This window comes from Algiphilus aromaticivorans DG1253 (genome assembly GCF_000733765.1).
Lineage (GTDB): Bacteria > Pseudomonadota > Gammaproteobacteria > Nevskiales > Nevskiaceae > Algiphilus > Algiphilus aromaticivorans.
Genome location: NZ_JPOG01000001.1, coordinates 2,298,894 through 2,323,571 on the forward strand (window position 1 = coordinate 2,298,894; position 24,678 = coordinate 2,323,571).

At 68.0% G+C, this 24,678-nt stretch carries 21 protein-coding genes; 11 read left to right on the forward strand and 10 right to left on the reverse strand.

What is annotated here, in order from left to right:
• Positions 1–3 precede the first annotated feature (3 nt).
• Genes U743_RS10700 through U743_RS10710 form a run of 3 tightly spaced genes read left to right on the forward strand, consistent with a single transcriptional unit; the run spans position 4 to position 4,453 of the window.
• A complete protein-coding gene (locus U743_RS10700) occupies positions 4–831 on the forward strand; it encodes an outer membrane lipoprotein-sorting protein (RefSeq protein WP_198022008.1) in 828 nt (275 codons plus the stop codon).
• Positions 831–3,116, forward strand: coding sequence for an efflux RND transporter permease subunit (locus tag U743_RS10705; protein ID WP_052367937.1), 2,286 nt, complete (start codon positions 831–833; stop codon positions 3,114–3,116). Before U743_RS10700 ends, U743_RS10705 begins: the two co-directional genes overlap by 1 nt.
• On the forward strand, positions 3,113–4,453 hold the full coding sequence (locus tag U743_RS10710; RefSeq protein WP_156966411.1) for a hypothetical protein: 1,341 nt from the start codon (positions 3,113–3,115) through the stop codon (positions 4,451–4,453). The genes U743_RS10705 and U743_RS10710 overlap by 4 nt, the downstream gene beginning before the upstream one ends.
• Positions 4,454–4,478: 25 nt before the next feature.
• Here the strand turns inward: U743_RS10710 and U743_RS10715 are convergent, their stop codons facing one another.
• The 3 genes from U743_RS10715 to dapA form a co-directional block, all read right to left on the reverse strand.
• Complete coding sequence (locus U743_RS10715; RefSeq protein WP_043768156.1) at positions 4,479–4,946, reverse strand: limonene-1,2-epoxide hydrolase family protein; 468 nt, start codon at positions 4,944–4,946, stop codon at positions 4,479–4,481.
• A gap of 111 nt (positions 4,947–5,057) precedes the next feature.
• Positions 5,058–5,372 carry a hypothetical protein gene (locus U743_RS10720; protein ID WP_043768158.1) on the reverse strand — a complete coding sequence of 105 codons (315 nt, stop codon included), beginning with the start codon at positions 5,370–5,372 and terminating at the stop codon, positions 5,058–5,060.
• On the reverse strand, positions 5,372–6,253 hold the full coding sequence (gene dapA, locus U743_RS10725) for a 4-hydroxy-tetrahydrodipicolinate synthase (RefSeq protein WP_043768161.1): 882 nt from the start codon (positions 6,251–6,253) through the stop codon (positions 5,372–5,374). The genes U743_RS10720 and dapA overlap by 1 nt, the downstream gene beginning before the upstream one ends.
• 118 nt (positions 6,254–6,371) lie before the next feature.
• On the opposite strand from dapA, the gene U743_RS10730 reads away from it, so the two are divergent.
• The 3 genes from U743_RS10730 to U743_RS10740 all read left to right on the forward strand — a co-directional run bounded on the left by U743_RS10730 (position 6,372) and on the right by U743_RS10740 (position 8,993).
• On the forward strand, positions 6,372–6,911 hold the full coding sequence (locus tag U743_RS10730) for a glycine cleavage system protein R (protein ID WP_043768163.1): 540 nt from the start codon (positions 6,372–6,374) through the stop codon (positions 6,909–6,911).
• A 157-nt stretch (positions 6,912–7,068) separates the two neighbouring features.
• Complete coding sequence (locus tag U743_RS10735; protein ID WP_043768165.1) at positions 7,069–7,536, forward strand: peroxiredoxin; 468 nt, start codon at positions 7,069–7,071, stop codon at positions 7,534–7,536.
• A gap of 17 nt (positions 7,537–7,553) precedes the next feature.
• Positions 7,554–8,993: a PhoH family protein gene (locus tag U743_RS10740; RefSeq protein ID WP_043768167.1), complete on the forward strand. Its 1,440-nt coding sequence runs from the start codon at positions 7,554–7,556 to the stop codon at positions 8,991–8,993.
• Between the two features lie 8 nt (positions 8,994–9,001).
• Here the strand turns inward: U743_RS10740 and U743_RS10745 are convergent, their stop codons facing one another.
• Together U743_RS10745 and efp are read right to left on the reverse strand one after the other, a co-directional pair.
• On the reverse strand, positions 9,002–9,820 hold the full coding sequence (locus U743_RS10745) for an amino acid--tRNA ligase-related protein (protein ID WP_043768169.1): 819 nt from the start codon (positions 9,818–9,820) through the stop codon (positions 9,002–9,004).
• Between the two features lie 32 nt (positions 9,821–9,852).
• Complete coding sequence (efp, locus tag U743_RS10750) at positions 9,853–10,422, reverse strand: elongation factor P (RefSeq protein ID WP_043768171.1); 570 nt, start codon at positions 10,420–10,422, stop codon at positions 9,853–9,855.
• Between the two features lie 75 nt (positions 10,423–10,497).
• Here efp and epmB point away from each other — a divergent pair, with 75 nt between their 5' ends.
• A complete protein-coding gene (epmB, locus tag U743_RS10755) occupies positions 10,498–11,508 on the forward strand; it encodes an EF-P beta-lysylation protein EpmB (protein ID WP_043768174.1) in 1,011 nt (336 codons plus the stop codon).
• Between the two features lie 16 nt (positions 11,509–11,524).
• Positions 11,525–13,576, forward strand: a complete 2,052-nt coding sequence (locus U743_RS10760) for an EAL domain-containing response regulator (RefSeq protein ID WP_198022009.1) — start codon at positions 11,525–11,527, stop codon at positions 13,574–13,576.
• Positions 13,577–13,630: 54 nt separating this feature from the next.
• On the opposite strand, the gene htpX is transcribed toward U743_RS10760, so the two are convergent.
• From htpX to parE, 3 genes are read right to left on the reverse strand one after another with little or no spacing between them, the layout of a single operon-like run.
• Entirely contained in the window at positions 13,631–14,518 is an 888-nt protein-coding gene (gene htpX, locus U743_RS10765) for a protease HtpX (protein ID WP_043768179.1), read from the reverse strand.
• Between the two features lie 56 nt (positions 14,519–14,574).
• Positions 14,575–16,836 carry a DNA topoisomerase IV subunit A gene (gene parC / locus U743_RS10770; protein WP_043768181.1) on the reverse strand — a complete coding sequence of 754 codons (2,262 nt, stop codon included), beginning with the start codon at positions 16,834–16,836 and terminating at the stop codon, positions 14,575–14,577.
• A 33-nt stretch (positions 16,837–16,869) separates the two neighbouring features.
• A complete protein-coding gene (gene parE, locus U743_RS10775) occupies positions 16,870–18,753 on the reverse strand; it encodes a DNA topoisomerase IV subunit B (protein WP_043768183.1) in 1,884 nt (627 codons plus the stop codon).
• A 125-nt stretch (positions 18,754–18,878) separates the two neighbouring features.
• On the opposite strand from parE, the gene xseB reads away from it, so the two are divergent.
• The 3 genes from xseB (at position 18,879) to dxs (ending at position 22,033) form a co-directional block, all read left to right on the forward strand.
• Positions 18,879–19,142 (forward strand): exodeoxyribonuclease VII small subunit, encoded by a 264-nt coding sequence (xseB, locus tag U743_RS10780; RefSeq protein WP_043768185.1) that lies wholly within the window; start codon positions 18,879–18,881, stop codon positions 19,140–19,142.
• A complete protein-coding gene (locus U743_RS10785) occupies positions 19,139–20,056 on the forward strand; it encodes a polyprenyl synthetase family protein (protein ID WP_043768187.1) in 918 nt (305 codons plus the stop codon). Before xseB ends, U743_RS10785 begins: the two co-directional genes overlap by 4 nt.
• 87 nt (positions 20,057–20,143) lie before the next feature.
• Complete coding sequence (dxs, locus tag U743_RS10790) at positions 20,144–22,033, forward strand: 1-deoxy-D-xylulose-5-phosphate synthase (protein ID WP_043768189.1); 1,890 nt, start codon at positions 20,144–20,146, stop codon at positions 22,031–22,033.
• 405 nt (positions 22,034–22,438) lie between these two features.
• Here dxs and U743_RS10795 read toward each other — a convergent pair whose 3' ends face one another.
• Together U743_RS10795 and cysG are read right to left on the reverse strand one after the other, a co-directional pair.
• Positions 22,439–23,275: a DNA/RNA non-specific endonuclease gene (locus U743_RS10795; RefSeq protein WP_198022010.1), complete on the reverse strand. Its 837-nt coding sequence runs from the start codon at positions 23,273–23,275 to the stop codon at positions 22,439–22,441.
• Between the two features lie 29 nt (positions 23,276–23,304).
• Positions 23,305–24,657 (reverse strand): siroheme synthase CysG, encoded by a 1,353-nt coding sequence (cysG, locus tag U743_RS10800; protein ID WP_043771919.1) that lies wholly within the window; start codon positions 24,655–24,657, stop codon positions 23,305–23,307.
• Positions 24,658–24,678: the final 21 nt, after the last annotated feature.

Below are 24,678 nucleotides of genomic sequence, written 5' to 3' on the forward strand. Positions count from 1 at the left end.
GATATGCCTTGCGATTTCCCGCCCCTTTTCACCCACATCGGCCGCGCGACCCTGCTCGGCCTGAGCCTGCTGGTCGCCACGCCCGGCGCGATCGCGGAGGAGGACGCCACTACGAAGGGCCGTGCCATCGCGGAACGCGCCTGGGAACGCGGCGAAGGCTTCGGCGATCTGCAGGCCGATGTCGAGATGACCATCATCACGCGCAGCGGCCAGAGCGCCAAGCGCCGCATGCAGGTGCAGATCCTGGAGATGCCCGGCGAGGCCAGCCGCGCACTGACGCGCGTCGAAGCGCCGCGCGATGTCGCCGGAACCGCCCTGCTCACGCACACTGCCGAGAACGGCGATGTCGAGCAGTGGCTCTATCTGCCGGCGGCCTCGCGCACGCGCCGCATCAGTAGCGCCGCGCGCGGCGGCTCCTTCCTGGGCAGCGAGTTCAGCTACGACGATTTCGCCGCGCAACCGCCCTCGCGCTACGACTTCGAATGGCTACGCGATGAGGAGCTGGATGGCATCGAGACCCACGTTCTGCGCCGCGAGAAGCGCGACAGCGACGAGCCGGGCCACGAAGTGGTCTGGCTGGATACGGAGAAGCTGAGGCTGCGCCAGGTGCAGTTCTTCGACGCGCGCGGCGAAATGACGCGCGTGCTCAGCATCGACGACTACAAGGCCTACGAGGGCGCTGACGGCGAGACCTACTGGCGCGCCACCGCGCTGCGCATGGATAACGCGCGCAGCGACGCCGCCTCCGAGCTGCGCTGGGAGAAGGTCTCCCTCGATAACGGCCTCGACGAGCGCGACTTCGAGGTTTCGATGCTGCCACGGCGCCGCTGATGCTGGCCCGCGCTCGCGAAGCCCTGTTGCGCCGACGAGGCGTGGCGGCCACGCTGGCCGTGCTGGCTGCGCTCGCCGCCGCCGCCGGCATGCAGCATCTTTCCTTCACGACGGACTACCGCGCCTTCTTCTCCGAGGACAACCCGGACCTCGCGCAGCTGGAGTTCATCGAGGCGAACTTCGCGCGCGCCGAGACCCTGGTCATCACGCTCGCCCCCGAAGACGGCGCCGTCTTCGACAACGCCACGCTCGAGGCCGTGCGCTGGCTATCGAATGAGGCACTGCGCCTGCCCTACGCCAAGGGTGTCTCCTCGCTCACCGGCTACCACCCGGCACGCGGCGAAGGCGACGAGCTGATCATCGAGCCGATGGTGCCGGACCGGCAGCTCAGCGCCGAGGAACTGGAGGTGCTGCGCGCCGAAGCGCTCGGCGACGAGCGCATTACCAACATCATCCTCGCCGCCGACGGCGAGACCACCGGCCTCATCGCCCACTTCGAGCTGCCGCACGAGCGCCCCGAGCAGGAGATCCAGCAGGTCGCCGACGCCACGCGGGCGATGATGCGCGACTTCGCCGAAAGGGATTTCGCCGACGACATCAACTACCATCTGGCCGGCGTCATGATGCTCAACGACGCCATGTCGCGCATGCTCATGAGCGAGGCGACCGGCCTCTACCCGCTGGTCTTCCTCGTCATGTTCGCGCTGCTGATGCTGCTGCTGCGCTCGGTGACAGCGACCATCATCACCGTCGCCGTCATCCTGATGAGCGCCGGCACGGCCATGGGCGCGGCCGGCTGGATGGGCATCACGCTGACCTCACCCTCGCTGACCGCCGGGCTGGTGGTCATGACCCTCGCGGTGGCGGACTGCGTGCACATGCTGGCGACCATGGGCCTGCGCGCCGTCCAGGGCGAAAGCCCGCGCGACGCGCTGGAACACAGCCTGCGCGTCAACTTCCTGCCCATCCTGCTGACCAGCGTCACGACGGCCGTCGGCTTCCTAGGCCTGAACCTGAGCGATTCGCCGCCCTACCGCGACCTCGGCAACCTGGTCGCCATCGGCGTCATGGCGGCCTTCGTCTACAGCCTGCTGATGCTACCGTGGTGGTGCATGCGCTTTCCGGTACGGCGCCCGCCGGTCACGCTCGGCGTCCAGGAAGCGCTGACCGCCACGGCCAACTTCGTCATCCGTCGCCGGCGGGCGCTGCTAGTGGTCGGGGCAGCGGTCGTCGTCGCGGCCCTGGCGGCGCTGCCGCAGAACCGCTTCGGCGACAACTACGTCGAGTTCTTCGAGGAGGATCACCCCTTTCGCGTTGCCACCGAGTTCACCAATCGTGAGCTCACCGGCATGCAGTACGTCGACTACGTATTCGACGCCGGCGCCGACGGCGCCGCGCTGGAGCCGGCCTTCCTGCGTGAGATGGATGCCTACGCCGAGTGGCTGCGCAGCCAGCCCGAGGTGCGCAAGGTCAGCTCCGTGATCGGCGTGCTGGAGTCGCTGAACCGGGCCATGAACGGTGGCGATCCGGCCTTCGAGCGCCTGCCCGAAACGCGCCAGGAGGCCGCACAGTTCCTGCTGCTCTATGAGCTGAGCCTGCCCAGCGGCGTCGACATCACGCACCTGCTCAACATCCACAAGTCCGCGCTGCGCCTGACGGTGCAGCTGGACACCATCAGCTCCGAGGCCATCCGGAAGTTCGACCAGCGCGCCCGCGCCTGGCAGTCCGAGCACTTCGAGCACGCCGAGGTCACGCGCGGCGCCGGCGTGCCGATCATGTTCGCGCACATCGCGCGGCGCAATTTCGTCTCCATGCTGTGGGGCACGGGCATCGCCTTCGCGCTGATCAGCCTGCTGCTGCTGGTGGCCTTCCGCAGCCCGCGGCTTGCGCTGCTCAGCCTGGCGCCGAACCTGATGCCGGCGCTGATCGGCTTCGGTATCTGGGGGCTGACCGTCGGCCAGATCGGCCTCAGCCTCGCCGTGGTCGGCTCGCTGACGCTCGGCATCATCGTCGACGACACCCTGCACCTGCTCAACCGCTACGCGCGCGCGCGCCGCGGCGGCGCCAGCCCCGAGGACGCCGTGCGCGAGGCGCTGTCGCAGGTCGGTCTGGCGCTGGTGATCACCTCGACCGTGCTCTTCGTCGGCTTCGCGCTCTTCGCCACTTCGGGCTTCCTGCTCACCGTGCACTTCGGCGTGCTGACGGCCATCGTCATCGCCGTGGCGCTGGTCGCGGACTTCTTCCTGCTGCCACCGCTGCTGCTGGCCTTCGACCGCCGGCGATGATGGGGACGCGTGCCATCGTTGCCGGCCTGACGCTGCTCGCAGCCGCCCCGGCGGCCGCGCAGCTGGAGGTGCGCGGCAACCTGGAGCTGGAAGGGCGGTACTTCGACCTGCGCGACGAGGACGGGTTGACCGGCTCGGTGGCGGGCCAGATCGACCTCTACCGGCCGCTGGCCGACCCGGACCTCAGCTTCATCGCCGAGCTCTTCTATCGGCACGACGCCGACGACCACCGCCGCAGCCACGGCGACATCCGCCAGGCCTTCATCCGCGCCGCGCAGGGCGACCTGGAAATCAACGCCGGCTACCGCCGCGTCTTCTGGGGCGTCACCGAGTCACGCTCGCTGGTCGACATCGTCAACCAGCGCGATCTGGTCGAGGACATCGACGGCGAGACGCGACTGGGCCAGCCCATGCTGCAGCTGCGCTGGCTACCGCGCGCCGGCACGGCCGATTTCTTCATCCTGCCCGTGGCGCGCAAGCGCACCTTCCCGGGGCCCGAAGGCCACCCGCGCATTCCCTTCCGCATCGCCCAAGAGGCATCCCGCTTTCCGGATGATCGCCAGTTCCGGCTGGACTACGCCGCCCGCTGGCAATGGCGGCTGCGCGATATGGACGTCGCCGTCTCCTGGTTCGACGGCGCGGCGCGCAGCCCGGATCTGCTGCCCTGCCTGGCGCAGGGCAGCGATTTTCCGAATACCGCGCGCGAGCCGAACTGCAACCTCGCCGACGCCGAGCCGCAACTGGGGCCGGTGTCGAATCTTCTGCTCGACACGCTGCAGTTGCTGCAGCTCGCCCCCGACGACCAGCAGCTGGAGGAGGAAGTCGTCGCCGAGGTCATGGACAACCTCGTGCTGGTACCGGATTACCCGCGCGAGCGACGCGCCGGGCTGGAACTGCAGTATCTGAGCGGCGGCCTGGCGCTGCGCCTGGAAGCACTGGCGCGCAAGCGCTCGGGGGACTGGACACTGGCCTCGGTGAGCGGGCTGGAGTACACCCTGCCCCGCTTCTTCGACACCGGCTGGAGCGTCGGCCTGCTGGCCGAGCATCTCTACGATCAGCGCGACGAGGACGTCATCGCCCAGCGCTTCTCCAACGATCTCTTCTTCGGCACGCGCGTCCAGCTCAACGATCTGGCCGACACGCTGATCCTCGCCGGCGCCATCGTCGAGCCGGACTTCGGCAACCGGCTCTTCGCCGTCGAGGCCAGCCGGCGCTTCGGCTCGAGCTGGCGCGTGACCCTCGACGCGCGCGTCTTCGACGATCTGCCGGATGACCCGCTGGTCGATCTTCTCGACGGGCAGAATCGGGTGCGCTTGCAGATTCAGCGCTTCTTCTAGGAAGCCGCCGGCGCCGGTTACCGGCTCATTCCTTGAGCTTCGCCGGCAAACGTGGGCGCAGAGGCGGCACGATGGCGCCGACGAGGCCGCGGAGCATGCCGAACAAGAATGCCATCCAGTCGAAATGGTCACGCCAGAGCACGATCTGACCGTCGCGCACCTGGAAGGTGCCGCAGACCCAGAAGCCGACGTGCACCGGTCCCAGCCGCAGAATATCCGTACGCTCGGTGAGCACGACATCGCCATCGGCCGCCAGCTGGGACGTGTGAATGTCGGCGCGCATGCCGCGGCGCATCAGCGAAGCGAACAGTCGAGCGACCCGTTCGCCACCGCGAATGCTGGGCAGCGACACATTGGTATAGACGAGCTCGGGGTGCAGCAGCGCAGCGATGGTGTCAACGTCACCGTTCCCGCACGCCGCAAGGAAACGATGAACCACCTTCGGAGGATCCGCGCTACTTCCGGAAGCGTCTGCTGCGTCGCGCTGCGCCATGACTCTCTCCCTATGCCCGATTCCTCAGCATAGCCGCTACTACCAACAGGCGACGCTTTTTTCTTAGATTCCCGCGACGCGCATCGCCGCAGCGCACGCCCTCTCGGCGTTTCAGGCCGGCGCGACCTCGCTGTCGTCTTCCAGCGGATCCAGCCGCGGTGGCGCGTCCAGGCAGCGGATCCGCTCATTGCCGTCCTCATCCTGGTAGCGCTCGGCATAGGCCGGGCCTTCCGTGGGGGCTTCCGGCACCGTCAGGGCGCTGGAGGAACGCGGCACCTTGATGTCCTCGATATCCTCCAGCACGCGCACCGTATCGGCCTGCTGATAGGGCCGCTCACCGGTGCAGTGCGCGCGCGCGCTGCAGGCGGTGATCAGGACGGCAAGGCTGGCAACGGTGACAGCGCGGACGGCGGGGGTTACAGGCATCAGCTCAGGGCTCCGGCGGCGCGCAGCGTGGCGCGCAGCGTATCGTGGTGTTCTTCGGCAAGGGGGACCAGCGGCAGCCGTATACCGGCGCCGATGAGGCCCATGGCGTGCAGCGCCCACTTGACGGGGATGGGATTGGCTTGCAGGAAGAGATCTCGATGCAGGCCCGCAAGTTCCGCGTCGGCGGCTTCGGCCGCGGCGCGGTCACCGGCGGTGGCGGCGGCGCACATGCGCGCCATCATCGCCGGCGCGACGTTCGCGACCACCGAAACATCGCCGTGGAAGCCGGCCAGCATGGCACCGCAGGCGGTGCCGTCGTCACCGGAGTACAGCGCGAAGTCGCCGGGCAGCCCACAGCCGACCAGCTCCTTGATGCGCGCCTCGTCAGCCAGCGCTTCTTTGAGGCCGATGATGTTCGGCACTTCCGCCAGGCGCTTGACCGTGACCGGCAGCAGATCGCAGCCGGTACGGCCGGGCACGTTGTAGAGGATCTGCGGGATGTCGACGGCCTCGGCCACCGCGCGAAAATGGCGATAGAGTCCTTCCTGAGGCGGCTTGTTGTAATAGGGCGTGACGAGCAGCGCAGCGTCGGCGCCGCAATCGGCGGCCGCGCGCGTCAGCGCGATGGCCTCGCTGGTGGCATTGGCGCCGGTGCCGGCGATGACCGGAATACGCCGGTCGGCCGCCGCAACGACGCGCCGAATCACGGCGATGTGTTCGTCGTTGTCCAGGGTGGCGGACTCGCCGGTGGTGCCCACCGCGACGATGGCGGCGGTCCCGGCTTCGATATGCCAAGCGACAAGGCGGTCGAGCGCCTCGTAGTCGACGGCGCCGTCCGCGTCCATGGGCGTGACCAGAGCCACGATGCTGCCGGTAATCATGCGAAGGACGTCCGTTGCCGGAGGATCAGGTGCGCGATGATAGCAAGCGCCCCGCCGCCCGCGTGCGTGCTCTGCAGCCGAAGCCTTACACTTCGGCCACCTATCCGCGGCGCAGACCATGAGCAAAGCTGACAATCTGCTTTCGATTTCCGTGCTGGCGCCCTCCCGGCCGCGCATCACCCTCGATCTCTTCCGCGCCGTGCGCGAGCGCGGCTGCGAGATCGAGGACTGCCGCCTGGCGGCGACCGGGTCCATGGTTGGCGCCAGCCTGCTCGCCTCGGGAAGCTGGGCTGCGCTCGGCAAGCTGGAGACGGCCCTGCCCGGCATCGCCCAGAAGTTCGAGATGCAGGTGCAGTTCGCGCGCTGCACGGAGCGCCCGGCCGCACCGGAATACCGGCCCTACGCCGTCGAGGTCTTCGCGCCGCAACAGGCCGACCTGATCGTGCATCTGCTGGAGTTCTTCGCCGGCCAGGACGTCGACGTGCCGGAGGTGATGGTCCAGAAGTATGCCTCCCAGCACACGGGCGCCGGCATGTGCAGCGTGCATATGGTCGTGCACGTGCCGGTCAACCAGCACCCGCAGGCGTTGCGCGAGTCCTTCATGGACCTCTGCGACGATCTCAACGCCGATGGGCTGCTCGACCCGATCAAGACCTGAGCCGCCGACGGCTAGATAACCGCAGATTTGCGCAGGTTCTTCTTGTATTTTTCGGCGAAACTGACGCAGTCAGCATCGCCAAAGTGCGAATCCCCTTAATCTGCGGTTGTTCTTCATTTCAGACCGTATCCAGCAACCGGAACCCGACAGGCAGACGATGACGCTTTCGATAGGCGACCCCATTCCCGACCTCGAGCTCCCCGCCACCGGCGACGAAGGCAGCCTGAAGCTGCGCGATCTGGTCGGGCAGAAGCTGGTGATCTACTTCTACCCGAAGGACAACACGCCCGGCTGCACGCAGGAGGGCCAGGATTTCGCGGCCATGGAGCAGGAATTCGCCGCCGCTGGCGCGCGCATCCTGGGCGTATCTCGCGACACACTGCGCAAGCACGAGAACTTCCGCGCCAAGTACGGCTTCGGCTTCACGCTGCTCGCCGATACCGAGGAAGACGCCTGCCAGGCCTTCGATGTCATCCGCGAGAAGATGATGTACGGCAAGAAGGTGCGCGGCATCGAGCGCAGCACCTTCGTCTTCGACGCTGCCGGCAAGCTGGCAGGCGAATGGCGCAAGGTGAAGGTAAACGGCCACGCCGCCGAAGTCCTGGAGCTCATTCGCTCCCTCTGAAGGCCCCGCTGACACCCATGACGCAATCCCGCATTTTTGTGCTGGACACCAATGTCCTGATGCACGACCCCGCCGCGCTCTACCGCTTCGACGAGCACGATCTCTACATTCCGATGGTCGTGCTCGAAGAGCTCGACGCCGCCAAGAAGGGCACCAGCGAGGTCTCGCGCAACGCCCGGCAGGTCTCGCGCATGCTCGACGAGATTGTCAGCCTGGCCAGCAGCAGCCAGATCGCCGAGGGCCTGCCGCTGGAAGGCACACGCCCGCGCGGCCTGCAGGCCCGCGCTGAGCTGGAAGACGCTGCACCATCGCGACAAGGGCGGCTCTATTTCCAGACGCGCCCGGCGGCGACGGCTCTGCCCGAGCTGCTGCCGGGCAACAAGCCGGACAACAGCATCCTGGTATGCGCGCTGAGCCTGTCCAACGAGCGACCCGACGCCGAGGTCACGCTGGTTTCCAAGGACATCAACCTCCGCATCAAGGCGGCGGTCGTGGGCATCCACGCCGAGGACTACTACAGCGATCAGGTTCTCGATGACGTCGCCTTGCTGCATTCCGGACACGAGACCTTGCCCACAGATTTTTGGTCGAGCCACGGCGACAGCCTGGAGAGCTGGCAGGACAACCGCGGCAACGCGCACTATCGGCTGTCGGCCGAAGAAGCCGGCAGCTGGACGCCGAATCAGTTTCTCTTCCTGCCGGATGCGGACGACGAAGGTACCGGCCTGGAGCTGCGTGTCGACCGTCTCGAGGGGCGGTCGGCAGAGCTGTCGCTGGTCGAGGACTACCGCGAAGGCCGGCCCAGCGTCTGGGGCGTGCACGCCAAGAACCGCGAGCAGAACTTCGCGCTGAATCTGCTGCTCGATCCCGAGGTCGATTTCGTCACGCTGCTGGGCGCGGCCGGCACCGGCAAGACCCTGCTGACGCTGGCCGCCGGGCTGGCGCAGACGCTGGACGAGCCGCGCTACCGCGAGATCATCATGACGCGCGTGACCGTACCTCTGGGCGAGGACATCGGCTTCCTCCCCGGCACCGAAGAGGAGAAAATGACGCCCTGGATGGGGGCGCTGATGGACAATCTGGAGGTGCTGACCCAGGCCGGCGAAGGCAGCGAGTGGGAACGCGCCGCCACCAACGAGCTGCTGGCCAAGCGCATCAAGATCCGCAGCCTCAATTTCATGCGCGGCCGCACCTTCTTCAACCGCTTCATCATCATCGACGAAGCCCAGAACCTGACCGCCAAGCAGATGCGCACGATGATCACGCGCTGCGGCCCCGGCACGAAGATGATCTGCCTGGGCAATCTGGCGCAAATCGACACGCCTTACCTCTCCGAGACCACCTCCGGGCTGACCTACGTCGTCGACCGCTTCCGCGGCTGGCCGCACGGCGGCCACATCACCCTGGCGCGCGGTGAGCGCTCGCGTCTGGCTGCTTTCGCCTCGGACGTGCTTTAGGGGCTGCTTTATCCCCCGCCCAGCGGCAGCACGTCGCTGAGGCGCTCGGCGCCTTCGAGCAACATAAACAGCCGGTCGACGCCCAGCGCGATACCGGCACAGTCCGGCAGCACCTCCGGCACACCGGGCGCGCCGGGACGCTCGCGGCAGCCATTGGCCAGCTCCACGCCCTGCCAGAAGATCTCGAAACGCTGTGCCCAACGCGGGTCGGCCGGATCGGCGGCCGCCAGCGGGCTGTCTACAGCCGGGTAGTGCGTCAGCACCAGTGGCGCGCCCTCGCCGAGCCGCGGCTGCACGCAGCAGCCCATCAACAGGTCGCGCCAATCCGCGGAACACATGCTTGCCGTGTCCTCGGGCGACAGGTTCTTGGCACGCGCCGCAGCTTCGAGCTCCATGACTTCGGCCAGCGGATGCACACCGGCCAGCTCTGAGAAAGCGTCCTCGAAACGCCGGAAAACAGGCGCGCCGGATACGCCGCAGTCGACCAGCAGCGTCAGCGCCTCGTCGGCAAGCTGCTCGGCCATCCAGCCGACGCGATACCACTCGCAGAGCAGGAATTCCTCGGCGTGCAGACGACCGCTCTCGCCGGCGCGGAAGGCATGCGCCAACTGGTAGATGTCGCCGCTACCTGCCGCCAGCAGCGGCTTCATCCAGTATTCGGGCGAAGGCAGCAGCCAGCCACCACTGCAGCGCAGAGCCTCGATATGGGCTTCGGGAATGGTGGCGGGAGCGCGCAGCGGCGTATCCACCTCGACGATGCCGTGCGCGTCGAGAAAGGCGCGGATGCGGGCAGCGAGCTTGGCGCGGCGGGCGAGCCGCTCACGCAACGCGCGTGCTCCGCCCGCCGCGCCGCCGCGGCTCACTTCTTGACGCGGGAGAGGTATTCGCCGGAGCGGGTGTCGACCTTGATGGTCTCGCCTTCCTCGATGAAGAGCGGCACGGCGACGACAGCGCCGGTCTCCAGCTTGGCGGGCTTGGTGCCACCGGTGGCGGTGTCGCCGCGCACGCCGGGATCGGTTTCCACGATGGTCAGCTCGACGTTATTGGGCGGCGCCACCATGATCGGGTTGCCGTTCCACAACGTCACCACACAGCTGTCCTCTTCCTTGAGCCAGATATGGTTGTCACCCACCGCGCGCTTGTCGGCGGTGATCTGCTCGTAGCTCTGCGGGTCCATGAAGTGCCAGAACTCGCCATCGGTGTAGAGGTACTGCATATCCAGCTCGACGACGTCGGCTGCTTCAACCGTTTCCCCGGACTTGAAGGTGCGCTCGATGACACGAGCGCTCTTCAGGTTGCGCACCTTGACGCGGTTGAAGGCCTGGCCCTTACCGGGCTTGACGAACTCGTTTTCGACGATGACGTAGGGCTCGCCGTCGAGCAGCAGCTTGAGACCGGATTTGAATTCGTTAGTGCTGTAAGTGGCCATAAGCGGTTCGCCGCGCGGCGCGCGGACAATGCGTTGAAAGGGAAGGGTTTGCCGGCAGCCGCCGGTGCCCGGACAATGCGCGCGATGATACCAGAAGCCCTTGCCGCCCCCGACGCGCCCGCCGCCACCTGGCAGCGAGAGCTGCAGCAGGGTTTTCGCAGCCCCGAAGCGCTTGCCGCCTACCTTGGGCTCGATCCCTGCCCCGCCCATACGCGCAATGCCTTTGCATTCCGCGTGCCGCGCGCTTATGCCGCGCGCATGCGCGCCGGCGACACCGCCGACCCTTTGCTGCGTCAGGTCTGGCCGGCACCCGAGGAGGCCAAGACGGTACCCGGCTTCGGCGCGGATCCGGTGGGGGACCTGGCCAGCCGGCGCGGCCAGGGCATCCTGCACAAGTACAACGGCCGGGCACTGCTCACCGTGACCGGTGCCTGTGCTGTGCACTGCCGCTACTGCTTCCGTCGCCACTTTCCCTACGCTGAGGAGACGCCCGGACGCACCGGCTGGCGGGCAACGGTCGCGATGCTGCGCGCCGACCCCGGCATCAGCGAAGTCATCCTCTCCGGTGGCGACCCGCTGTCGCTGCCTGACGACCGGCTGTCGGCGATGGCCGCGGACCTGGCCACTCTGCCCGCGCTACGGCGGCTGCGCATCCACACACGTCAGCCCGTGGTGCTGCCCGCCCGGGTCGACGACGCCCTGCTCGCCTGGCTGGCGGCTTTCCCGAAGCCGGTGGCCATGGTGCTGCACGTCAATCACGCTCAGGAGATCGACGCCGCGCTCACCCGTGCCTGCACCCGCCTGCGCAATGCCGGTGTGCAATTGCTCAATCAGGCCGTGCTGTTGCAAGGCGTCAATGACTCGACGCAAGCTCAATACGACCTTTCGGTCGCGCTCTTCGACGCCGGCGTAGTACCGTATTATCTGCACCTGCTTGACCGAGTTCAGGGGGCGGCCCATTTCAGCGTTGCCGAGGATCGCGCATTGACCATCATCGACGAGCTCCGCCAGCAACTGCCCGGCTATCTTGTGCCAAGGCTGGCGCGTGAGGACGCGGGTGAGCCTTCCAAGACGGTGATCGCCTGAGGCAATGGATTCGAGCATGCCCGCCATTGCCCAGAAGCTCCTCATGCTCGTCGTCGGCGAGGAGCAGATGCTGTCCAGTCGTGCGGAAGCCGTCCTGCGCAACCGCGGTTGGCAGGCACGCGCAGCGTGGGCGGCCGACATCCATGAGGCAGAGGAAGTGCTCTCACGCACCGAGCCCGAGCTGGTCATCGCCGATCGCGACATCGACACCGCCGCGATCTGCGGCCTGGCGCGTCAGCTTTCCCCCGAGCTGCCTGTCATCGTGCTCGGCCGCGATGCCGAAGACTTTACGGCTTCCGGGCGCGCCGCTGCGCTCGCTGCAGGGGCGGTAGATGTCGCAGGCATCGACTCGGAGGATGCCGAAGCGCACTTCGCCGCCGTCTGCCAGCGTGAGTTCGACGGCAGCCGCCGCAGCTGGGCGCTGCGCGAAGCGCGCATGCGGCTAGCCGAGTACGAGAGCCGCCAGCGCGCGCTAGTGGCCGAAACCACCCGCGCGATCCTGACCATCAGCGAAGGCATCATCGTAGAGGCCAATCCGGCCGCCGCCGAGCTGCTCGGCTTCGAGGAAGTCGACACGCTGATCGCACAGCCCTTCCTCGATCTCGTGCACAGCGAGCACCAGACGCACGTTCGCGAACACCTGAGTCAACTGACCAAGCGACGCATCGCCGATACCGAGTTCAACGCCGATTTCGATAATGGTGACAGCGCGATCGCCATCACCTGCCGCATCAGCGCCCGCTATACCGAAGACGATAGTGAGCTCCAACTCGACGCCATTCTGCGGCCGCAATCCGGGCACAGCCGCCAGTCCGCCGAAACGGCAGCGAGTTCCCAGACCTTCGCCGAAATTCGCGAAGCACTGCAGGCGGCGCTGGGCGCTGCCCTGTCCGCGGACGCTCACCACGGCTTGCTCTACTTCTGCCTCGACGGCTTCCACGAACACGAAAAGCGCATGGGGCTACCGCTGGCCGCGCGCCTGGCCGATACCTGGGACGCGCTCATCGCTGAGTCGCTGCCTTCCCAGGCGCAGGTCTTCCGCATGGCGCCGGACGAGATCGCCGCCGTCTGCCCGTCCGACAACACCGAGGCGATCGAGGCGATCGCCGAGTCACTGCGCCTGCAGGTAGCGCAACAGAACTTCCGCGCCGGCGAATTCGAGTGCCATCTGAGCTGCAGCATCGCGGTCTACCCTCTCGGTGAGGGCGCACCGGCGCCCGACGCGCTGCTCGGCGAAAGCTGCTTCGAGGCGCGCCGGATCTCTGCGGAGCGTGGCAACAGCGTCTGCAGCATCGGCGACACCGCGCGCGCGGCCGCAGAGGACCGTAAGGCGCGCGAAGCCGCCGAGGATATCCGCGCAGCACTGGACGACGGCAATCGCTTCCAGCTCGCCTACCAGAATATCGCCTGCCTGGGGGACGACAGCCGTCAGATCTTCGACGTGCTCGTGCGTATGCGCGACGGCCAGGGCAACGAACTGCACGCCCGCGAGTTCCTGCCCATAGCCGAGCGCTTCGGCTTGATGGTCGACATCGACCGCTGGGTGCTCGCGCGTTCGATGCAGGTCGTCGCGCGCCGCAAGGGGACCTGCCTTTTTCTGCGCCTGGCCGAGGCCTCGCTGCAGGCGCCGGAGCACCTCATCAAGCAGATCGAGGAGCAACGGCCCGAGGCCGGCAGCATCGGCATCCAGCTGCGCGAAGCCGTGCTGCAGCGTCACGTCAGCAAGGCCGCCGCCTTGCGCGAGAAGCTGCGCGCGCTGAAGGTCGAGCTGGTCATCGATCACTTCGGCGACGACCCCGCCTCGCGCGGCATGCTGGACCACATCCGGCCGGACTACGTGAAGTTCAGCCCGGAATTCGCGTCCCGCCTCGAGGAGGAGGCGGTCCACGAGCGACTCCAGGACCTGGTCAAGGCAGCGCACAAGCTCGATACCCGTGTCATCGTGCCCTTCGTCGAGAACACCCGTGTGATGGGCGAACTCTGGCAGATGGGCATCAACTATGTGCAGGGCAACGGCGTGCAGGAAGCCGAAGCCGTCATGCTTTCCGGCGAGCGCATCCAGCGCTGAAGCGCGGAGCCTGCCCCACCGTCTCCCGGCGGGGCGCAGCGCCGACAGCCTGCCTCAGGCGCCCTTCTGCAAGGCGGCGATGCGCTCCTCGAGCGGCGGGTGCGTGGAGAACACGCGCGCCATGGCCCCGCCGCGAATGCCGAAGGCGGCCATGTTGTCCGGCAGCGTCGATGCGCCACCCTGGTAGCTCTGCAGGCGAGCCAGCGCGTCGACCATCTTGCGCCGGCCGGCGAGCTGGGCGCCGCCGGTGTCGGCGCGGAACTCGCGCTTGCGCGAGAACCAGCAGACCACCGCCGCCGCGGCGATGCCGAGGATGATCTGCATGACGATCACCGACACGAAGTAGCCAATACCCATGCCGCTGTCGTTCTTGAGAATGACGCGGTCGATGAAGTGGCCGATGACGCGGGACAGGAAGATCACGAAGGTGTTGAGCACACCCTGGATCAGGGTCAGCGTCACCATGTCGCCATTGGCGATGTGGCTGACCTCGTGACCGAGCACGGCCTCGACCTCGTCCTGCTTCATGTTCTGCAGCAGGCCGGTGGACACAGCCACCATCGAGCGGTTCTTGGTCGCTCCTGTGGCAAAGGCGTTGGGCTCGGGCGAGTCGAAGATGGCGACTTCCGGCATGCCGATGCCGGCCTGCCGGGCCTGCCGCTGCACGGTGGACAGCAGCCAGTTCTCGGCCGAGTTGCTCGGCTTGTCGATGACCTTGGCGCCGGTGCTCCACTTGGCGATGGGCTTGGACAGCCAGAGCGAGATGAAGGCGCCGCCGAAGCCGAAGATCGTGGCGAAGACGAGCAGCGTGCCGTGATTCAGCCCGCCGCCCGCGGCGTGCATCGGGTCGAGCCCGAAGACGCTGGAGATCACGAACCAGGCGATGGAGAGCACCACCAGGATGGCGATATTGGTGGCGAGAAACAGGAAGATGCGCTTCATGGAAGGGTTCTTAGAGCCTCAGTGACGAACTAATAGTGCGGCTTGGACCACGGGATTCAAGCCCCGGTTTCCGCTTCCTGTGCCGGTGCGCTCACCGGCTGCATCGCCTCCACGCGCTGGAAGCCGCGCGGCAGCGCCTTGCCCCGGCTGCCGCGGTTGCCGCGGAAGCTTTCCAGATCCGCCGGCTTGATCTTGCAGCTGCGCTTGCCGCTGAAGACCTCCAGTGTCGTGCCCGCATCCAGCACGGTGAGCGCCGCCACCCGTTCCTCGCCGCGCAGGCCGATCAACTTGTTGCCCTTGCCGCGTGCCAGCTCGGGCAGATCGGCCGCCGCGAAGACGAGCAGGCGCCCTGCCGTGCTGGCCACGGCCACCAGCTGCTCTTCTGGCCGCCGCAGCGCCGTGGCGGGCAGCACCTCGGCACCGGATGGCAACGTCAGGCAGGCCTTGCCCGCACGCTGGCGCGTCGCCAGCTCGCCCAGCCGGGCGATGAAGCCGTAGCCGGCGTCGCTGGCCAGCAGGTAGCGCGCCTCGGTCTCGCCGAGCAGCACGTCATTGATACGCTCGCGATCGCCGAGATCGAGGCGACCGGAAACCGGCTCGCCCTGGCCGCGCGCCGTGGGCAGATTGTGCGCCGACAGCTGATAGCTGCGCCCCTGACTGCCGAGCAGGATCAGCGTCTGATTGTTGCGGCCCTCGGCCGTGCGCAGCAGACCGTCGCCGGAGCGATAGGACAGATTGGCGGCGTCAACGCCGTGGCCCTTGGCGCCGCGGATCCAGCCGGCCTTGGAGAGCACCACCGTGATGTTCTCGGCGGCCACCACCTCGGTGGCCGACAGCGCCTGCGCGGCCCCGCGCTCGACGATGGGGCAGCGACGCTCGTCGCCGTAGGCCTCGCCGTCGGCTTCCAGCTCCTCGGCGAGCAGCGCCTGCAGCGAATCGCGCGAGCCCAAGCGCTTCTCCAGCGCCTTGCGCTCGGCTTCCAGCTCTTCCTGCTCGCCGCGGATCTTCATCTCCTCGAGCTTCTGCAGGTGACGCAGCTTCAGCTCCAGGATGGCCTCGGCCTGCGTGTCCGACAGCCCGAAGGCATCCATCAGCGCCTGCTTGGGCTCGTCCTCGAAGCGGATGATGCGGATGACTTCCTCGATATTGAGAAAGGCCGTCAGCAGCCCCTCGAGGATGTGCAGCCGCGCCTTGACTTTGTCCAGACGGTGCTCCAGGCGCCGCTTCAGCACGTTCTCGCGCCAGGTCAGCCATTCGCCGAGGATGGTAGGCAGGTTCTTGACCTTCGGCCGGCCGTCGACCCCCACCATGTTGAGATTGACGCGGAAGCTCTTCTCGAGATCCGTGGTGGCGAAGAGATGCGCCATCAGCGCCTCGGCGTCGACGCGGTTGCTGCGCGGCACGACGACCAGCCGCACCGGCTGATCGTGATCGGATTCGTCTCTGAGATCCTCGACCAGCGGCAGCTTCTTGGCGCGCATCTGCTCGGCGATCTGCTCCAGTACACGCGCCGGCGAAACCTGGTGCGGCAGGTGCGAGACGATGATGTTGCCGTCCTCGCGCGTCCAGCGCGCGCGCGCCTTGAGCTGGCCGCCACCGCTTTCATAGATCTTGCGCAGCTCGGCGGGCGGCGTGATGATCTCGCAGCCGGTCGGATAGTCCGGCGCCGGCAGGTGCTCGCAGAGCGCGGCCGTATCGGCTTCGGGGTTCTTCAACAGGTGCAGGCAGGCGGCCACCAATTCGCGCAGATTGTGCGGCGGGATGTCGGTGGCCATGCCGACCGCAATGCCGGTCGTGCCGTTGACCAGGATATTGGGCAGCCGCGCCGGCAGCTGCACGGGCTCCTTCATGGAGCCGTCGAAGTTGTCCGCCCAGTCGACCGTGCCCTGATCCAGCTCGGAGAGCAGCGCCTGCGCGTAGGGCGCGAGCTTCGACTCGGTGTAGCGCATGGCGGCGAAGCTCTTGGGGTCGTCGGGCGAGCCCCAGTTGCCGTGGCCGTCGACCAGCGGATAGCGGTAGGCGAAGCTCTGCGCCATGACCACCATGGCCTCGTAGCAGGCCGCGTCGCCGTGCGGGTGGTACTTGCCGATGACGTCGCCCACCGTACGCGCCGATTTCTTCGGCTTGGCGTTGGGCCCCAGCGACAGTTCGCGCATGGCGTAGACGATGCGCCGCTGCACGGGCTTCAGACCGTCGCTGATATGCGGCAGCGCGCGGTCCAGCACGACGTACATCGAGTAGTCGCGGTAGGCCTTCTCGGCAAAAACGTGCAGCGGCAGCTTTTCGTGCTCGCTGGCGAGCTCGGTCACTTCACTCATGGTGGTTCATTCAGTCATTGCGTTGGGCGGTCGTTACACCGCGATATCGGCCTTGTCGCCGCTGGCTTCAAGCCAGGCGCGGCGATCGGAAGCGCGCTTCTTGCCCAGCAGCATGTCGAGCATGGTGCCGGCTTCTTCGGCGTCCAGGGTCAGCTGCACCAGCCGGCGTGTGTCCGGCGCCATGGTGGTCTCGCGCAGCTGCATGGGATTCATCTCGCCGAGACCCTTGAAGCGGGTGACCGCGATCTGCCCGCGAATCTTCTCGGCCTTGATGCGGTCGAGGGTGCCATCGCGCTCACCCTCGTCGAGGGCATAGAAGATCTGCTTGCCGACATCGATGCGATACAGCGGCGGCATGGCGATGTAGATGTGCCCGGCCTCCACCAGCGGCCGGAAGTGGCGTAGAAAGAGCGCGCACAGCAGCGTGGCGATGTGCAGACCGTCGGAGTCGGCGTCGGCCAGCACGCAGATGCGGCCGTAGCGCAGCCCGGCCAGATCCTCCGAGCCGGGGTCGACACCGATGGCGACGCTGATGTCGTGGATCTCCTGCGACGCCATGGCCGTGGGCGCATCCAGCTCCCAGGTATTCAGGATCTTGCCTCTGAGCGGCATGATGGCCTGGGTATCGCGGTCGCGCGCCTGCTTGGCCGAGCCGCCGGCCGAGTCGCCCTCGACCAGGAAGAGCTCGGTGCGCGCCGGATCGGAGGACACACAGTCGGCGAGCTTGCCGGGCAGCGCCGGCCCCTGCGTGATGCGCTTGCGAGTGACGGTCTTGGCCGCGCGCAGGCGCCGCTGCGCGTTGTTGATGATGCGCTCGGCCAGGGCCTCGCCGGTACCGCTGTTCTGGTTCAACCAGAGGCTGAAGGCATCGTGGACCACGCCCGAGATGAAGCTGGCCGATTCACGCGAGGACAGGCGCTCCTTGGTCTGGCCAGCGAACATCGGGTCCTGCATCTTCAGCGACAGGACGAAGGCACAGCCACTCCAGACGTCCTCGGGCGTGATCTTGACGCCGCGCGGCAATAGGTTGCGGAACTCGCAGAACTCGCGCATGGCCTCGGTCAGGCCGGTGCGCAGGCCGTTGACATGCGTGCCGCCCTGCGTCGTCGGCACCAGATTGACGTAGCTCTCCTGCGGCACCTCAGGTGCGTCGGCCCAGAGCAGCGCCCATTCAACAGCCTCGCGCTCGCCGTTCAGCCCGCCGGTGAAGGGCGCTTCGGGCAGGCATTCGGCATCGCCGACCGTGTCGAGCAGATAGTCCTGCAGACCGTTCGCGTACTGCCAGACCTCGGTCTCGCCGGTGGCCTCCTGCGTGAGACTCACGCGCAGATTCGGGCAAAGCACGGCCTTGGCGCGCAGATTGCGCTGCAGCTTGGGCAGCGAGAAGCCCACCGTGTCGAAGTACTGCGCATCCGGCCAGAAGCGGATCGATGTGCCGTGGCGGGACTTCGGTACCTGCCCGACCGGCTCCAGCGCCTCGACGCGCTCGCCGCCCGCGAAGGCCATGGTGTACTCGGTGCCGTCGCGCCAGACGCGCAGCTCCAGCCGCGTCGACAGCGCGTTGACCACCGACACGCCGACACCATGCAGGCCGCCGGAAAACTGGTAGTTCTTGTTGGAGAATTTCGCGCCGGCATGCAGCCGCGTCATGATCAGCTCGACGCCTGGAACGCCGTGCTCGGGGTGGACATCCACCGGCATGCCGCGGCCGTCGTCGACCACGGTGACCGAGCCGTCGGCGTGGACGGTGACGGCCACCGATTTGGCGTGCCCGCCCAACGCCTCGTCGACGCCGTTGTCGATGACCTCCTGGGCCAGATGATTCGGCCGGGCCGTATCGGTGTACATGCCCGGCCTGCGGCGGACCGGATCGAGACCGGTGAGAACTTCGATGGAATCGGCGCGGTACTGGTTCATTGAGCCTGACGGATAGCCAAATGGCGGGCGATGTGGAAGGTTCGCCCGAGCTGCGGAGTAACGTGCTGGTGAGCCCGGCCAGCGCTTTGGTTAGACTGCGCGCTCCCCGGCCGCGACGACCCACGATGAACCGCAAGTCTAACCCTGCCACGGCAAGCGAGACGTCCGAGTCCGACAGCGAGCCAGCCTTCGAGCAGCTGCTGGAAGAGCTCGAAGGCATCGTCGGCCGCATGGAGGAAGGCAAGCTCCCGTTGGAAGAGACGCTGCGCGAGTTCGAGCGTGGCCAGAAGCTGGCCACCGCCTGCGAGAGCCGCATACGCGACGCCACCCAGCGCGTGCAGCAGTTGCTCGAGGACGAGCCCGGCAGCGAGGACGAAGCCACCCAGTGAGCGCGCCAGCCGACACCTTTGATCTCGCCGCCTGGCGCGAGAAGCAGCTCGCACGCTTCGACGCGCGCCAGAACGCGGCCCTGCCCACGGAGAGCATGCTGCCCGCCCAGCTGCACGCCGCCATGCGCCACGGCGCCAGCGGCGGCAAGCGCATCCGCGCCCTGCTCGTGCAGGCTTGTGGCGAGCTGCTGGGCGCGCCAGAAAGCGCGCGCGATGCCTGCGCAGTGGCGATAGAGCTGATCCACGCCTATTCGCTGGTGCACGACGACCTGCCCTGCATGGACGACGACGCACTGCGCCGCGGACAACCCACCGTGCACAAGGCCTGGGACGAGGCCACCGCCGTGCTCGCCGGCGACGCCCTGCAGAGCCTGGCCTTCGAGCATCTGGCGCACCCGCTGGCGGACGACGACCCCGCTTTCGACAGCGCGCGGCGTCTGCAGTGCATCCGGCTGCTGGCGCAGGCCGCCGGCAGCCGCGGCATGTGCGGCGGCCAGATGTTGGACTTGCAGGCCGAGCACCAGGCCATCAGCGTCGCCGAGCTGGAGGCACTGCATGTGCACAAGACGGGCGAGCTGATCCTCGGCTGCGCCCGCATGGCCGCCGCTGCTGCGGGCCCCAAGGTCGACGCCGAGGTGCGCGAGCGCGTCGAGGCGGCGCTCAAGCGCCTGGGGCTCGCCTTCCAGATCCAGGACGACCTGCTCGATGGCGAGGCGGACACCGAAACGCTGGGCAAGACCAGCGGCAAGGACCGCATCGCCGGCAAAGCCACGTTCCCCGGCCTTCTGGGCGTTCCGGAAGCCCGCAATCGCATGCAGGGCCTTTACGACGAAGCCCGCGCGCTGCTCGCCGGGACGCCCGGCACCGAAGCCCTGCGCGCGCTGCTCGACAACATCGCTGCGCGCGCCGCCTGAGCCCGCAGGACGCGCCCGCTGTCAAAGTGGATGAGACCACGGCGCGGATGCGCGATAATGCAAAACGATCCGTCTTACTGACCGGACATGACTGACATTCCCGGATACGCGCTACTGGGGCGCGTCAATGAACCCGAAGCGCTGCGCCGGCTTCCCGTCGAGCAGCTACCCGCGCTGTCCGTGGAGATGCGCCGCTATCTCATCGAAACACTGGGGCGCATCGGCGGCCACTTCGCGGCCAATCTCGGCACGGTGGAGCTGACGCTGGCGCTGCACTACGCACTGGAAACGCCGCACGACCGGCTGATCTGGGATGTCGGGCACCAGGCCTATGCGCACAAGATGCTCACCGGCCGGCGCGGCGCGCTGGAGACCATCCGCAAGCATCGCGGCCTGGCACCCTTCCCGCACCGCGCGGAAAGCCCCTACGACGTCTTCGGTACCGGCCACTCCAGCACCTCGCTGTCGGCGGCCGCCGGCGTCGCCTCGGCCGTGCGCCTGCGCGGCGAGAAGCGGCGCGTGGCCGCGGTCATCGGCGACGGCGGCATGACGGCCGGCATGGCCTTCGAGGCGCTGAACCACATCGGCGACAAGCAGCTGCCGGTGCTGGTGATCTACAACGACAACGACATGTCGATCTCCGAGAATGTCGGCGCGCTGCGCAGCCACTCGGCGCGCACGATGGCGCGACTGGCCATGGCCGCTGCGCCGCACATGCGCCGGCCGGTCGATGAGCTACCCGGCGAGCAGAGCGGCCCCGGCGACTGGGTGCGCACTTTCGGCCTGGACTACGTCGGCCCCATCGACGGCCACGACCTCGATGCCCTGCTGCCGGCGCTCATGGAGCTGCGCGACAGCCCGCGCCCGGTCTTCCTGCACATCGTCACCACCAAGGGCAAGGGCTTCGCGCCAGCCGAAGCCGATGCCATCAAGTACCACGGCGTCACGACCTTCGACCCGGTCACGGGCAACTTCCCGGAGAAGAAAGGCGCGTCGGCGCCCAGCTACACGCAGGTCTTCGGCGACTGGCTCTGCGAGGCTGCCGCTGCCGATCCGCTGCTCTACGCGATAACCCCCGCCATGCGCGAGGGATCCGGGCTCGTGCGCTATGCGCAGGAGTTCCCCGAGCGCTATATCGACGTCGCCATCGCCGAACAGCACGCCGTGACGCTGGCCGCGGGCATGGCCACCGAGGGCCTGCACCCGGTGGTGGCGATTTACTCCACCTTCCTGCAGCGCGGCTACGACCAGCTCATCCACGACGTCGCCGTGCAGAAGCTGCCCGTGCTCTTCGCCATCGACCGCGGCGGCCTGGTCGGCGCCGACGGCGCCACGCATCACGGCGCCTTCGATCTGAGCTATCTGCGCTGCGTGCCCAACATGGTGGTCATGGCGCCCAGCGACGAGAACGAGTGCCGCCGCATGCTCGCCACCGGCCTGTCGCTGCACCAGCCGGCGGCGGTACGCTATCCGCGCGGCGCCGGGCGGGGTGTCGAGATCGAATCCGATGCGCGCCCCTTGAAGCTCGGCCGGGCGCGCGTGCTGCGCGAAGCGCGCGGCCACCGCCGCCCGCGCGTGGCGCTGCTCGCCTTCGGCGCCATGGTGGCGCCGGCGCTGGAGGCGGCCGAGATCCTCGACGCCACCGTCGTCGACATGCGTTTCGTCAAGCCGCTGGACCACGACGCCATCCTCGAGGCCTCCCAGGGGCATGACCTGCTGGTCACCATCGAGGACAACGTCCGCACCGGCGGCGCTGGCTCCGGCGTGGCCGAAGTGCTCGCCGCGCAGCACGAGCAGGTACCGCTGATGCTGCTCGGCCTGCCCGACGAGTTCATCGAGCACGGCAGCCGCGAGGAACTGCTCGCCGAAGCCGGCCTCGACAGCACCGGCATCCAGCGCGCCGTCAACAAGCGTCTGCGCGCCCGCGATCTCGATACCGAGCGCGCCAGCGCGCCGGGGCGCAGCCGGTTGAGCTGAACGCCACGACGGGCGGAAAAGCGCTAACCGCAGATTGCGCAGATTGACTCCTCTCTGGGCGATGTCGCGGAGCGACGAGCCGTACCGAAATGTGCTCTCTGAGGGTGGCCGGCTCGGATGGCGCGCGCAGGGGTCGCGAGACAGGAAGTCGAGCGAGGGCGACCAGGCCAGGGATGGCCTGTTCGCCCGCGCCCCGAGCACGGCATCCGAGACGGGGACCTGCCGCGCCGCAGGCGCGGCAGGCCACCCGGCGGGCACACGGTTTTTGGTTACTTTTTGCCAAGACAAAAAGTAACCCGCGCCGTCGCGCGGGGACATCCGGTAGCAACCTCGTTCCTAAGCGCGGAATCCTGGAGCTGAACGGCTCCAGCAATCACCCGAAATGGACGAGCAGGCGGCCAGCACTCAGCGAGAACGCCACGGACAAGCCCGCCCCTCCCAACGCTCCCCGTACCGCGCCTCGGTGCCGGCCTCCCGAATGGCCGGCCAGTGCTCCAGGCTGGCGCGCGTCTCGACGCGCTCCTCCAGCGCGTCCGGCAACTCGTGAAAGAAATCCAGCCCGGTACGCTGCTCGACAACCAGCACCGGAACCAGGAACGCCTCCAGGCGCTCGTCGCCACAGACCCGCTGCGGCACGAGGAAGGCCGCGACCCGCAGCTGGCCGTCATCCTCCTCGCGCAGCCAGATGCGGTAGAGCGCCTCGGGCACGGCGACCCCGCTCGCCAACCGCTTCGGGTTCTCGCCATAGACGGGCCCCGCGAGCACCCAGAGTCGCTCGTGCCGCCCCACCAACGTGTCAGCCTCCAGCTCCTCCATGCGCTGCCAGAGCAATTGGTTGTGCCGTGGCGCTTGCGGGACGATGTTGCTCATCCGGAAGCTCGCCGTCTGGGCGTCAGGACCGTAGGCCAACGCCATCAGATAGTTCGGCGCCAGGTGGCCGCGATCGAAGCCGCTACCGGTGTAATCGCCGTGCGCGACGCGGCGCAGCGTGCGGGTGTCCACTGTAAAAGACGGGCGCGGCGGCAGATCGCGCCGCGCCGGCGGCCGGGCGATATAGGCCACCCATAGCGGTGCGGCGCGCCACTCCGAGTAAGCGAGGGCAAAGCCGGGATTGACGAGATTGTGCGTGCTCAGCCGGGTCGGCCAGTCCCCGGCGCGCGGCAGGCCGGCGTAGACGTACTCGCTACCGGCGGGCCAGAAGAGCTTGAGCGCCAGCGCCAGCACGATGGCCAGAAGCGCCATCGCCAGGCTGCGGCGAAGGCGCCCGCGCTTCAGGCGTCGGCGGCGCCGAACCATCGTAGCTGGGTGCGCAGGCGCACGACCTCGCCGACGATGACGAGGCAGGCGCCGTCGACCTCCGCGGCGGCGACCCGCTCGGGAAGATCGGCCAGCGTGCCGGTGATGACCTGCTGCTCGGGCAGCGTGCCCTGCACGATCATCGCCGCCGGCCAATCGTCGGGCAGACCGTGGGCGCGCAATGCCGCCATGGCATCGGCGAGCCGCGTGCGGCCCATGAAGATACAGACGGTCTGACCGCGCCGGGCCAACATGTCCCAGTGCAGGTCCAGCTGGCCGTCGGCGCGCGGGTGGCCGGTGACGAAAATGGCGGCCTGCGCGTGATCGCGATGCGTCAGCGGAATGCCGGCGTAGGCCGCACAACCGTTGGCGGCGGTGATGCCGGGCACGACCTCGAAGGCCACGCCATTCTCCGCCAGCTCCGCGATCTCCTCGCCACCGCGGCCGAAGACGAAAGGATCACCGCCCTTCAGCCGCAGCACGCGCTTGCCCTGCTGTGCCAGCTCGACCAGCTTGTCGTTGATCTGCTCCTGCGGCAGCGTGTGCTGGCTGGCGCGCTTGCCGACGTGAATGCGCTCGGCATCGCGGCGCACCATTTCCAGGATGCGCGGCGACACCAGATGGTCGTAGAGCACGACGTCGCAGTTCTGCAGCAGGCGCAATGCGCGCAATGTCAGCAGGTCCGGATCGCCCGGTCCGGCACCCACCAGCCAGACGACACCGCGCTGACTGCCATCGGCCGACAACCGCTCCAGCTCGGCGTCCGCCGCGGCCTCGTCACCGGACATCGCCGCCGGCGCGCCGGGGCCGTCGATGAAGGCCTCCCAAAGCTTGCGGCGGGCATCGATATCCATCGTCATCTGCTGATCGCGCCGGCGGCCGATGTAGTCGGCCAGCCGCCCGATGCGCTGGTCGAAGAGCTGCTCGATCTGCTGCTTGAGCCGCCGCGCCAGCATGGGCGCGCGCCCGGCACTGGAGATGGCGATGAGGATGGGGGCGCGGTCGACGATGGCGGGAGTGATGGCGGTGCTCGCCGCCGTGTCGTCGACGACATTGACCGGCAGGCCGCGTGCGCTGGCGACCTCGGCGACAGCCCTATTGGCCTGGGCATCGTCGGTGGCTGCCACCACCAGCACGCAGCCATCGAGCTGTGCGGCGTCGAAGTCGGCCGCCACGGGCGCGATGTCCATTTCGGCGAAGGCCGGATGCGCCGCGCGCGTCACGAGCCGGATGGCGGCGCCGGCGCGCAACAGCAGCCGGGCCTTGCGCAATGCGATCTCGCCGCCGCCGAATAGCAGCACGGGCTGGCCGCGCAGGCGCAGGAACATCGGGAAATAGGGCCAGTCGGC

What these genes read in the sequence shown, in the direction of transcription:
- cysG (WP_043771919.1), bottom strand. Translation starts at nt 24,657, where the DNA reads ATGTTCCTGCGCCTGCGCGGCCAGCCCGTGCTGCTATTCGGCGGCGGC.
- U743_RS10795 (WP_198022010.1), bottom strand. Translation starts at nt 23,275, where the DNA reads ATGGCGCTTCTGGCCATCGTGCTGGCGCTGGCGCTCAAGCTCTTCTGG.
- U743_RS10735 (WP_043768165.1), top strand. Translation starts at nt 7,069, where the DNA reads ATGACGCTTTCGATAGGCGACCCCATTCCCGACCTCGAGCTCCCCGCC.
- U743_RS10730 (WP_043768163.1), top strand. Translation starts at nt 6,372, where the DNA reads ATGAGCAAAGCTGACAATCTGCTTTCGATTTCCGTGCTGGCGCCCTCC.
- U743_RS10710 (WP_156966411.1), top strand. Translation starts at nt 3,113, where the DNA reads ATGATGGGGACGCGTGCCATCGTTGCCGGCCTGACGCTGCTCGCAGCC.
- dapA (WP_043768161.1), bottom strand. Translation starts at nt 6,253, where the DNA reads ATGATTACCGGCAGCATCGTGGCTCTGGTCACGCCCATGGACGCGGAC.
- U743_RS10740 (WP_043768167.1), top strand. Translation starts at nt 7,554, where the DNA reads ATGACGCAATCCCGCATTTTTGTGCTGGACACCAATGTCCTGATGCAC.
- U743_RS10715 (WP_043768156.1), bottom strand. Translation starts at nt 4,946, where the DNA reads ATGGCGCAGCGCGACGCAGCAGACGCTTCCGGAAGTAGCGCGGATCCT.
- efp (WP_043768171.1), bottom strand. Translation starts at nt 10,422, where the DNA reads ATGGCCACTTACAGCACTAACGAATTCAAATCCGGTCTCAAGCTGCTG.
- parC (WP_043768181.1), bottom strand. Translation starts at nt 16,836, where the DNA reads ATGAGTGAAGTGACCGAGCTCGCCAGCGAGCACGAAAAGCTGCCGCTG.
- U743_RS10720 (WP_043768158.1), bottom strand. Translation starts at nt 5,372, where the DNA reads ATGCCTGTAACCCCCGCCGTCCGCGCTGTCACCGTTGCCAGCCTTGCC.
- U743_RS10700 (WP_198022008.1), top strand. Translation starts at nt 4, where the DNA reads ATGCCTTGCGATTTCCCGCCCCTTTTCACCCACATCGGCCGCGCGACC.
- parE (WP_043768183.1), bottom strand. Translation starts at nt 18,753, where the DNA reads ATGAACCAGTACCGCGCCGATTCCATCGAAGTTCTCACCGGTCTCGAT.
- U743_RS10705 (WP_052367937.1), top strand. Translation starts at nt 831, where the DNA reads ATGCTGGCCCGCGCTCGCGAAGCCCTGTTGCGCCGACGAGGCGTGGCG.
- dxs (WP_043768189.1), top strand. Translation starts at nt 20,144, where the DNA reads ATGACTGACATTCCCGGATACGCGCTACTGGGGCGCGTCAATGAACCC.
- htpX (WP_043768179.1), bottom strand. Translation starts at nt 14,518, where the DNA reads ATGAAGCGCATCTTCCTGTTTCTCGCCACCAATATCGCCATCCTGGTG.
- U743_RS10760 (WP_198022009.1), top strand. Translation starts at nt 11,525, where the DNA reads ATGCCCGCCATTGCCCAGAAGCTCCTCATGCTCGTCGTCGGCGAGGAG.
- xseB (WP_043768185.1), top strand. Translation starts at nt 18,879, where the DNA reads ATGAACCGCAAGTCTAACCCTGCCACGGCAAGCGAGACGTCCGAGTCC.
- epmB (WP_043768174.1), top strand. Translation starts at nt 10,498, where the DNA reads ATGCGCGCGATGATACCAGAAGCCCTTGCCGCCCCCGACGCGCCCGCC.